Source organism: Pseudomonas nitroreducens NBRC 12694 (genome assembly GCF_002091755.1).
In the GTDB taxonomy this organism is placed as follows: domain Bacteria; phylum Pseudomonadota; class Gammaproteobacteria; order Pseudomonadales; family Pseudomonadaceae; genus Pseudomonas; species Pseudomonas nitroreducens.
In genome coordinates this window covers 89758-99299 of record NZ_BDAI01000007.1, presented here as the reverse complement: position 1 = coordinate 99299, position 9542 = coordinate 89758, and the positions used below count along the sequence as shown (strand labels likewise).

The window sequence follows — 9542 nt, the reverse complement described above, 5'->3', positions numbered from 1 at the left end:
CCATGAGCATCGAGATCCGTAACGTCAGCAAGAACTTCAACGCCTTCAAGGCGCTGAACGACATCAACCTGGACATCCACAGCGGCGAGCTGGTCGCCCTGCTCGGCCCGTCCGGCTGCGGCAAGACCACCCTGCTGCGCATCATCGCCGGCCTGGAAACCCCGGACGCCGGCAAAATCGTCTTCCACGGCGAAGACGTTTCGCAGCACGACGTGCGCGATCGCAACGTCGGCTTCGTGTTCCAGCATTACGCGCTGTTCCGCCATATGACAGTGTTCGACAACGTCGCCTTCGGCCTGCGCATGAAACCGAAGAAGGAGCGCCCAAGCGAAGCGCGCATCGCCGAGAAAGTCCACGAACTGCTGAACATGGTGCAGCTGGACTGGCTCGCCGACCGCTACCCGGAGCAGCTCTCCGGCGGCCAGCGCCAGCGTATCGCCCTGGCCCGCGCCCTGGCGGTGGAGCCGAAGATCCTGCTGCTCGACGAACCTTTCGGCGCCCTCGACGCCAAGGTGCGCAAGGAGCTGCGCCGCTGGCTCGCGCGCCTGCACGAGGAGATCAACTTGACCAGCGTGTTCGTCACCCATGACCAGGAAGAAGCGATGGAAGTCGCCGACCGCATCGTGGTGATGAACAAGGGCGTGATCGAGCAGATCGGCTCGCCGGGCGAGGTCTACGAGAACCCAGCCAGCGACTTCGTCTACCACTTCCTCGGCGACTCCAACCGCCTGCACCTCGGCGGGGACGAGCACGTGCTGTTCCGCCCGCACGAGATCTCGCTGTCGCGCTCCGAAGTGGCCGAGCACCGCGCCGCCGAGGTCCGCGACATCCGCCCGCTGGGCGCGATCACCCGCGTGACCCTCAAGGTCGACGGCCAGGACGAGCTGATCGAGGCCGAAGTGGTGAAGGACCACGACAGCCTGACTGGCCTGGCGCGTGGCGAGACGCTGTACTTCAAGCCGAAGGCGTATCAGCCGGTGGCCAACATCTGATCCGGCAAACCGCTTTTCTGTAGGAGCGAGCTTGCTCGCGAACAACTCCGCTACGGGGCCGGGTTCGCGAGCAAGAACTGAGCGTCCTCCTCGCTCCTACAGAGAGCCGCCCGCGCTTTCCCCTGACTGCCAATCCCTCGTATCCTGCCGGCCTTGCTTTCAACAAGGCCCGGCCATGTTCGACGCCCTCCCGCAACACCTCGCACTGATCGTCCTCACCTTCCTCCTCGCCGGCCTGGTGAAGGGCGTGGTCGGGCTCGGCCTGCCCACGGTCGCCGTCGGGCTGCTCGGGCTGGTGATGCCGCCGATGCAGGCTGCCGCGATCCTGGTCGTCCCCTCCACCGTCACCAATATCTGGCAGCTGGCTGCCGGCCCGCGCTTCCTCGGGCTGCTCAAACGGTTGTGGGGGATGCTGCTCGGCATCGTCGTCGGAACGCTGGCGGTGGGTTGGCTGCTGGCGGGGGAAAACTGGCCGGCAGCCACGCCGCTGCTGGGCGTGGCGCTGATCCTCTATGCGTTGCTGGGACTGTCGAACCAACGCTTCAGCGTGGCGCCGCAGCACGAGCGCTGGCTATCGCCGGTGATCGGTCTGATCACCGGCGGCGTCACCGCCGTGACCGGCGTCTTCGTGATTCCCGCCGTGCCTTTCCTGCAGGCCCTCGGCCTGGAGAAGGACGATCTGGTGCAGGCACTGGGGCTGTCGTTCACCGTCTCGACGCTGGCCCTGGCGGTCACCCTCAGCCAGCACGGCTCGCTGTTGCAGGCGGATGTGCTCGGCTTGTCGCTACTGGCCCTGCTGCCGGCGCTGGCAGGCATGTACCTGGGCACCTGGCTGCGTTCGCGGATCAGCCCGCTGGCGTTCCGCCGCTGCTTCTTCGGCGGGCTGTTGCTGCTGGGCGCGGACCTCGCAGTTCGCGGTATTTGATCTCGCGCCGGATTGCTTTTCTGTAGGAGCGAGCTTGTGACCCACAGGGATGTGGGGAATGCCGTTATCCGAAGGGAACGGATTCGGCCTCGCGAACCCGGCCCCGAGCGAGGGTTTGTTCGCGAGCAAGAACGAGGCGTCCCCTCGCTCCTGCAAGTGTTAATCCCGCACAGCTTCGTCCAGATGCTGTAGCAGGAAATCCCGGCTCGACTCGACGATCGCCTTCTGTGCCTGTTCGCTGGCCACCATGCGCGCCAGCACCAGCGCGCCGACGCACTGCGCCAGCAATGCCCAGGCGTCTTCCGCCGAACCCAGCACCTCAGCCCAGGCCTGCTGCAATTCCACCAGCGCATCCTCGGCGCTTTGTCGCACTGACTCGTCGGCACGGGCAATCTCCGCGCCCAGCGCCGGAATCGCGCAACCGGCAGCCGAATCCTGCACATGGGTGACGTTCAGGTAGCGCTTCAACCCGCGCTCCAGGCGCGCGCGGTCGAGCACCTTGCCCTTCGCCGCGAGGCGCTCGACGCTCTGGCTCAGCTCGCGCTCGACGATGGCGGCGAACAGTTCGTCCTTCGAACCGAAGTGGTTGTAGAACGCCCCGCCGGACAGCCCCACGGCCTTCATCAGCCCGTCCACGCCGGTGGTGGCGAAACCGCCCTGCTTGGCGAGCGAGCCGCTGCTGTCGAGCAGGCGCTGGCGGGTTTCTTCCTTGTGGGTCGCTGAGTAGCGCATGGAGCGCCTCCGTCGAAGCGGTTGACGATGCGTCGAATATTAACATAACGTTCGTTTACCTAACGACCGTTTACCAAATTTCGCGCATCCCAGAGGAAACGAGAATGTCGAACAAGAAAGTCGTCCTGGTGATCGGCGCCGGCGATGCCACCGGCGGCGCCATCGCCCGCCGTTTCGCCCGCGAAGGCTACGTCGCCTGCGTCACCCGGCGCTCGGCGGACAAACTGCAGCCGCTGGTGGATGCCATCCGCGCCGAAGGCGGCGAGGCCCACGGCTTTGCCTCCGACGCACGCAAGGAAGAAGCGGTGATCGAACTGGTGGAGACCATCGAGCGCGACATCGGCCCCATCGAAGCCTTCGTCTTCAATATCGGCGCCAACGTACCCTGCAGCATCCTCGAAGAGACCGCGCGCAAGTACTTCAAGATCTGGGAGATGGCCTGCTTCTCCGGCTTCCTCACAGGCCGCGAAGTGGCCAAGCGCATGGTCAAGCGCCAGCGCGGCACCATCCTGTTCACCGGCGCCACGGCCGGCCTGCGCGGCGCCTCGGGCTTCGCCGCCTTCGCCGGCGCCAAGCACGGCATCCGCGCCCTGGCCCAGAGCATGGCCCGCGAACTGGGGCCGATGGGCCTGCACGTCGGCCACGTGGTGGTGGACGGCGCCATCGACACCGAATTCATCCGCGAGAACTTCCCGCAGAAGTACGCGCAGAAGGACCAGGACGGCATCCTCGACCCCGAGCACATCGCCGACAGTTACTGGTATTTGCATTCGCAACCGCGCGATGCCTGGACCTTCGAACTCGATCTCCGCCCCTGGATCGAGCGCTGGTAATCCCCTCATAACGACAACAAGAAGAGAGCCACTCATGAGCAAATCCGTCGAGTTCTACTTCGACTTCGGCAGCCCGACGTCCTACCTGGCGTATACCCAACTGCCGGGCATCTGCGCCGAATCCGGCGCCGAGCTGGTCTACCGCCCGGTCCTGCTGGGCGGCGTGTTCCAGGCCACCGGCAACGCCTCGCCCATCGCCGTGCCGGCCAAGGGTCGCTACACGCTGATCGACATGACCCGCTTCGCCCGCCGCTATGGCGTGCCGATGAAGATGAACCCGCACTTCCCGATCAACACCCTCACCCTGATGCGTGCCGCCACCGGCATCCAGCTACGCCAGCCGGAGCGTTTCGAGGCGCTGCTGGCCTGCGTGTTCAAGGGTATGTGGGTGGATGCGCTGAACCTGGGCGACCCGGCGGTGCTCGGCCGGTTGCTGGCCGAGGCGGGCTTCGACCCGCAGGCGCTGCTGGCGCTGACCGCCGAGCAGGAAGTGAAGGATGCGCTGAAGGCCAACACCGAAGCGGCGATCAAGCGCGGCATGTTCGGAGCGCCGACCTTCTTCGTCGGCAACGAGATGTTCTTCGGCCAGGATCGTCTGGATTTCGTTCGCGAAGCGCTGGCGTAAAGCGGTTCTCGAGTACCGTAGGGCGCATAACCTGGAACAGGTTATCCGCCGGCAGGAAGCGGTTCGCGAGCAAGCTCGCTCCTACGAAAAGCCCACCGATGCAGCCCTGTAGGAGCGAGGGGGACGCCTAGTTCTAGCTCGCGAACATCACAGCGCCAGGACAGCCGAGCGACGCAGGCCGAAGAACTCCAGTTCGGCGAACAGCAGGACCACCAGCGCCTGGCCGATGACGAAGGCATAGCCCAGGGCGGTCGGCTGCACATAGCCGGTCACCAGCAGGGCAGCGCTCTCCACCACCCACAGCGCGTTCAGCGCGATCACGGCCCAGACTCCGGTGCGCGACAGCGCCGGCTGATTGGACATCCAGTAGAGCACCAGCGCCAGCGGCAACAGGACGATGCCGGCCACCAGCAACAGAACGAAGGGCAGGCCCAGCAGCTCGCCCAGCGGTTGTGCAGCCAAGGCCATCAGCAGGCCCATGGCGCCACCGGCCAGGGCGTCGACTTTCAGGGTGAGGCGAAGCAGCGGGGACGGTTGCAGCAAAGTCATGGCAAAGCTCCTTCAAGTGTCGCCACCGGTTGGCAGCGTGTGGCTGAAGAATCCGCCCCTGGCGTAAGCCCGTCGATTACCTGCCAGGTAATGGCCGCATCGAAGCGGGAGGTCTATCGTTGCCTCCCATGAACAGCCCAGCCCAACCTGTCGGCGCCCTGCTCCGCCAATGGCGCCAGCGCCGCCGACTCAGCCAGCTCGACCTCGCCTGCGACGCGGATATCTCCACGCGCCACCTGAGCTTCGTCGAAACCGGACGCGCCCTGCCCAGCCGCGAGATGCTCCTGCACCTGGCGGAGCAACTGGACATTCCGCTGCGCGAGCGCAACCGCCTGCTCAGCGCGGCGGGCTACGCCCCGGTGTATTCGGAGAAAGGCCTGGACGATCCGGCGCTGACCGTGGCGAAACAGGCCATCGACCAGTTGCTCAAGGCCCACGAGCCGAACCCGGCGATGGTGGTGGACCGCCACTGGAATCTGCTGGCGTCCAACCGCACGGTGGATATCTTCCTGCTCGGCGTCGCCCCGGAGCTGCTGCAGCCGCCGATCAACGTGCTGCGCATGAGCCTGCACCCCAAGGGCCTGGCGCCGCGCATCCTCAATCTCGGGCCGTGGAAGGCGCATGTAGTGGAGCGCTTGCAGCGCGACTACGAGGCCAGCGGCGACCCGGCATTGGCGGCGTTGCGCGACGAGGTGGCCGCCTATCCGGCGCCGCCCTACGACGAGACAGCCAGCGGCGACATGGTGCTGATCCCGGTGCAATTGCAGACGGAGCTGGGCGTCTGCAGCCTGATCGGCACCATCACGGTGTTCGGCACGCCGGTGGACGTAACGCTGTCGGAGCTGGCGCTGGAAACCTTCTTCCCGGCCGACCCCGACAGCGCCAGGATCCTGCGCCAGCTCAGCGGCACAGAATGAGCTGAATCAGGCGGTCGCCTTCTTCTCGCGGATGCAGGTGGGGCCGGCGCGCTCTTCCACGGCGTGGCGCACTTCGTCGCGCAGGCCAAGCAGGAAGGCCGCTTCGGCAGCGACGAACAGCGGGCCGACGATCAGCCCGGTGAGGTCATCGACGAACGCCGGCTTGCGCCCCTCGTACCAGTGGCCGACGAACTGGATGATCCAGCCCACCACGAACAGGCCGATACCCCAGGCAAGCCAGGACGCCGTGGTACCGGCTGCGAATGCGGCGCCGACCCATAGCGACAGCGCCAGCAGCGCGGTCATCAGCAGGCCGAAGCGCAAGTCCAGGCGCAGGTAGAAGACCACGGAGGCCAGCGCCAGCAGCGTGGCCGGCGAGACCGGCAGCCCGGCCAGCTCGAAGCCCGGGCGCGACAGCAGGGTAGCGATGGCCAGCACGATCATCGGGATGCCGATGAAATGGCTGACGATGTTCCGCCGGTCACGATGGTAGGCGGCATATTGGGCAAGGTGGTCGACGAGCGTTTTCATTGTTGTTCTCCCGCAAGGTACTGGCATCATGGCGATGTGCGCCTCGCCACTCTGTCAGCTAGCCGACATTACCCATGACCGACGCCAAGCCCTACCTCGCCCGCCTGCCGGAAGGCCGCTGGTTCCAGACCCTGCCGGAGGGTCTGCGCCAGGCCCTGTGCGAAGCCGCCCTGGTGCGCCGCCTGCCCGCCGGCCAGCGCCTGTTCGCCCGTGGCGACGCGCCGTGCGGCCTGTATTGCGTGGTGGATGGGGCGATGCGCGTCAGCGTGGTCGGCGAGAGCGGCAAGGAAGCGCTGCTGGCCCTGGTGGAAGCGCCCAACTGGTTCGGCGAGATCTGCCTGTTCGACGGCCAGCCGCGCACCCACGACGCCTACGCCGAAGGTGCCACCGTGCTGTTGCAGGTGCCCCTGGCGCCGCTGCAGGCGCTGCTGGCGCAGCACCCGGAATACTGGCGCGACTTCGCCCTGCTGATGAGCCACAAGCTGCGCATCACCTTCGCCGTACTGGAAGAGCTGTCGCTGCTGCCCGCCGCGCCGCGCCTGGCCCGGCGCCTGCTGATGATCGCCGAGGGCTACGGCGAGTCGGCCACTGCCAAGCGCGAGCTGCACCTGCCCCAGGAGCAGTTGGCGGCCATGCTCTCGCTGTCACGGCAGACCACCAACCAGATCCTCAAGGACCTGGAAGCCCAGGGCATCGTGCGCCTGAGCTACGGCGGCATCGAGATCCTCGACCGCGAACGCCTGCGCCAGGCGGCCCACGTCTGACCTCTGCCGGCCCGTCTAGAAAAAAAGCCAGGCGAGTCTCGACAACCTACGATGGTCGAGCCCGTCGCCCCCTCGTTCTAATGCACCCGCCGCCGCGCTGGCCCCCATCCGTCAGCGCCGAGCCGGCACCCGAACCTTCAGCATGACAGCAAGGCGGCCAGCGCCACGCGCCGGCCGCAAGGGAATCCTATGCGCCTTTCGAAACTCCTCTGCGCCCTCGCCCTGACCGCTCCGGCCCTGGCGATGGCCGACGACAGCGGCCTCTACGTCGGTGGCGGCGTGACCCGCCTCGAGATCGACGAGCGGTCCTTCGATGACCACGACAACAGCTACAAGCTGTACGCCGGCTACCGCTTCAACAATTACCTGTCCCTGGAAGGCGCAGTGGTCGACTTCGGTGACATGAGCGACGGCAAGAAGCACTTCGACGGCGAGTCGCTGCAAGCCAACGTCCACCTGGGCGTCCCCATCGGCCAGCGCATCCGCCTGTACGGCATCGCCGGCGTGCATGCCTGGCACGCTGATGACGATGCCGCCGGCAAATCCGACGACGTGGACGCGCTCTACGGTTTCGGCGGTGAAATGGATGTGATCGGCGGCCTGGGCGTGCGCCTGGAGCAGGAGTACCTGGACATCGGCGACATCGACCTCGACCAGACCACCCTTTCGGCCTACTGGCGCTTCTGACGCCCGTCTGCCCCGCAAAGCCCGGCGGAGGTTCGGCTCTCCCCAGAGCAGTCCTCCCCCTCCCGAACCTTCCGCCGGCACCGGTTCAACTGCACAAATCACTCTTTCGGACGGTTGCAGCGGCAAGGTTCGCAGCTAGCCTAGGGATAGCTGCATTTCTGGCGCCAGAGAACACGCGCCCGGGCGAATCAGGCAGCTCACAATAACAAGAAGGACGCCTCCGCCATGTTCCGAAAGCTCGATGTCTATCGCGGTTTCCTGCTGTGCTGTTTCGGACTCCTCTCCCTCGCCGCCCAGGCCAACCTGCCCAGCGAGGAACTGCAATTGCAGACCCTGCAGGTCTACACCTGCCGCTCGATCAACAGCCTGTTGCTGCTGCGCGGCGAAGGCTTCCAGGAAACCCACGCCGCCCAGCTGGAGAAGGACCTGGCCACCCTGGACAAGGCGGTCAAGGGCTACCCCAAGGCCGACGACGCCCTCAAGAAGGCCCATGCGGAATTCGTAACGCAGATTCGCAATGGCGTTTCCTACGGCCCCAAGGAAGAAGACCTGCCCTGGCGCTACAACCAGGACCTGAGCCGTGCCCTGCGCGAGCTGCTCAACCAGGTCGAGCGCTTCGTGCCGGCTAGCGCCGACGCCAATCAGATTCCGCTGTGGGAACTGCCGGTGCGCGTCGAGTACCTGGCCACCCAGTACCTGGGCCGCGCGTACATCAGCGGCCTGGAGCTGGCCCGCGAGCAGCCGCAGGAATACCTCGGCCAGGACGAGAGCGTGCTGGTGCCGCTGCTGACCCAGCGCATCGATCAGTTGCCCGATAGCGATGCGACCAAGAAACTGCGCACCCGCTGGGAATACCTGAGCAAGGCGCTGCTGGACATGAACAGCAAGAGCAACAGCGGCGTCAGCGCTTCCGGCCGTCCCTGGGCCCCGATCATCGTCGACCGCAACGCCCGCGCCGTTTCCGGCCAGCTCATGCTGATCAGCCAGCAGTAGCGCCTCAGGCTGGGATCGCCTCGGGTTCCGGCTCCGCCTCGGGTACCGCGGCAGCACTCTCCACCACAGGCGGCGCCTGCATCTCGTCACGGTCCAGGTCGGCGGCCCGGCCGACCAGCAGCGGGTCAGGCGCGTGGGCGATCTTCTCGTCCTTGCCGGGGTAATCCAGCGTGTGCAGGAAGTGCCGCAGGCAGTTGAGGCGCGCACGCTTCTTGTCGTCGGACTTGATCACCACCCAGGGCGCATCGGCGGTGTCGGTGTGGAAGAACATCGCTTCCTTGGCCTGGGTGTAGTCATCCCACTTGTCCAGCGACTGGATGTCGATGGGTGACAGCTTCCAGTGCTTGAGCGGGTCGTCGCGGCGCGAGACGAAACGGCGCAGTTGCTCCTCGCGGCTCACCGAGAACCAGTACTTGAAGACCAGGATGCCGTTGCGCACCAGCATGCGCTCCAGCTCCGGTGTCTGCTGCATGAACTCCAGGTACTGGCGCGGCGAGCAGAAGCCCATCACCCGCTCGACGCCGGCGCGGTTGTACCAGGAGCGGTCGAAGAAGACGATCTCCCCGGCCGTGGGCAGGTGCTGGATGTAGCGCTGGAAGTACCACTGGCCGCGCTCGGCGTCGCTGGGTTTCTCCAGGGCGATGACCCGCGCGCCACGCGGGTTGAGGTGCTCCATGAAGCGTTTGATCGTGCCGCCCTTGCCCGCGGCGTCACGGCCCTCGAACAGCACGACGACGCGCTGGCCGGTCTCCTTCACCCAGCTTTGCACCTTCAGCAGCTCGACCTGCAACTGCTCCTTGAGATGTTCGTATTCCCTGCGCTGCAGCCGCTTGCGGTAAGGGTAGAGGGCCGGCAGCTCGGCGGACGTGGAGTCCTCGTTGCTGCCGCGGGGCGCCATGGCCACTTTCAGCGCAACCGGGCCATGGCTCTGGGCACGGATTTCCTCCGCGCCATCGGTCATCGGTGGCTTGGCGGCGGCCGGCGCCCGGCTGGC

General features: G+C 66.3%; 12 protein-coding genes. 8 read left to right on the top strand and 4 right to left on the bottom strand.

The features are described from left to right. Positions 1–2: 2 nt before the first annotated feature. A complete protein-coding gene (locus PNI01S_RS18990; protein ID WP_024762118.1) occupies positions 3–992 on the top strand; it encodes a sulfate/molybdate ABC transporter ATP-binding protein in 990 nt (329 codons plus the stop codon). Positions 993–1167: 175 nt separating this feature from the next. Next, the gene (locus PNI01S_RS18985; RefSeq protein WP_084358801.1) at positions 1168–1917 is read left to right on the top strand and encodes a sulfite exporter TauE/SafE family protein; all 750 of its coding nucleotides are present in this window, start codon (positions 1168–1170) and stop codon (positions 1915–1917) included. A gap of 159 nt (positions 1918–2076) precedes the next feature. Here the strand turns inward: PNI01S_RS18985 and PNI01S_RS18980 are convergent, their stop codons facing one another. Further along, on the bottom strand, positions 2077–2649 hold the full coding sequence (locus tag PNI01S_RS18980; protein WP_065085326.1) for a TetR/AcrR family transcriptional regulator: 573 nt from the start codon (positions 2647–2649) through the stop codon (positions 2077–2079). A 104-nt stretch (positions 2650–2753) separates the two neighbouring features. Between PNI01S_RS18980 and PNI01S_RS18975 the strand changes: the two genes are divergently transcribed. Together PNI01S_RS18975 and PNI01S_RS18970 are read left to right on the top strand one after the other, a co-directional pair. Next, positions 2754–3482, top strand: coding sequence for an SDR family oxidoreductase (locus tag PNI01S_RS18975; RefSeq protein WP_024762115.1), 729 nt, complete (start codon positions 2754–2756; stop codon positions 3480–3482). A 34-nt stretch (positions 3483–3516) separates the two neighbouring features. Then, positions 3517–4107, top strand: a complete 591-nt coding sequence (locus tag PNI01S_RS18970) for a 2-hydroxychromene-2-carboxylate isomerase (RefSeq protein ID WP_084358800.1) — start codon at positions 3517–3519, stop codon at positions 4105–4107. Between the two features lie 147 nt (positions 4108–4254). On the opposite strand, the gene PNI01S_RS18965 is transcribed toward PNI01S_RS18970, so the two are convergent. Further along, positions 4255–4656, bottom strand: coding sequence for a hypothetical protein (locus PNI01S_RS18965; protein WP_024762113.1), 402 nt, complete (start codon positions 4654–4656; stop codon positions 4255–4257). A gap of 128 nt (positions 4657–4784) precedes the next feature. On the opposite strand from PNI01S_RS18965, the gene PNI01S_RS18960 reads away from it, so the two are divergent. Then, on the top strand, positions 4785–5573 hold the full coding sequence (locus PNI01S_RS18960; RefSeq protein ID WP_024762112.1) for an MmyB family transcriptional regulator: 789 nt from the start codon (positions 4785–4787) through the stop codon (positions 5571–5573). 6 nt (positions 5574–5579) lie between these two features. Here PNI01S_RS18960 and PNI01S_RS18955 read toward each other — a convergent pair whose 3' ends face one another. Beyond that, positions 5580–6104: an Mpo1 family 2-hydroxy fatty acid dioxygenase gene (locus PNI01S_RS18955; RefSeq protein ID WP_084358799.1), complete on the bottom strand. Its 525-nt coding sequence runs from the start codon at positions 6102–6104 to the stop codon at positions 5580–5582. Between the two features lie 74 nt (positions 6105–6178). Here PNI01S_RS18955 and PNI01S_RS18950 point away from each other — a divergent pair, with 74 nt between their 5' ends. The 3 genes from PNI01S_RS18950 to PNI01S_RS18940 all read left to right on the top strand — a co-directional run bounded on the left by PNI01S_RS18950 (position 6179) and on the right by PNI01S_RS18940 (position 8548). Next, the gene (locus PNI01S_RS18950) at positions 6179–6868 is read left to right on the top strand and encodes a Crp/Fnr family transcriptional regulator (RefSeq protein ID WP_065085331.1); all 690 of its coding nucleotides are present in this window, start codon (positions 6179–6181) and stop codon (positions 6866–6868) included. A gap of 189 nt (positions 6869–7057) precedes the next feature. Next, positions 7058–7555, top strand: coding sequence for an outer membrane beta-barrel protein (locus PNI01S_RS18945; protein ID WP_065085332.1), 498 nt, complete (start codon positions 7058–7060; stop codon positions 7553–7555). Between the two features lie 225 nt (positions 7556–7780). Next, complete coding sequence (locus PNI01S_RS18940) at positions 7781–8548, top strand: hypothetical protein (protein WP_038803554.1); 768 nt, start codon at positions 7781–7783, stop codon at positions 8546–8548. Between the two features lie 4 nt (positions 8549–8552). Here the strand turns inward: PNI01S_RS18940 and ppk2 are convergent, their stop codons facing one another. Next, positions 8553–9509 carry a polyphosphate kinase 2 gene (gene ppk2, locus PNI01S_RS18935; protein WP_065085371.1) on the bottom strand — a complete coding sequence of 319 codons (957 nt, stop codon included), beginning with the start codon at positions 9507–9509 and terminating at the stop codon, positions 8553–8555. Between the last annotated feature and the right edge of the window lie 33 nt (positions 9510–9542).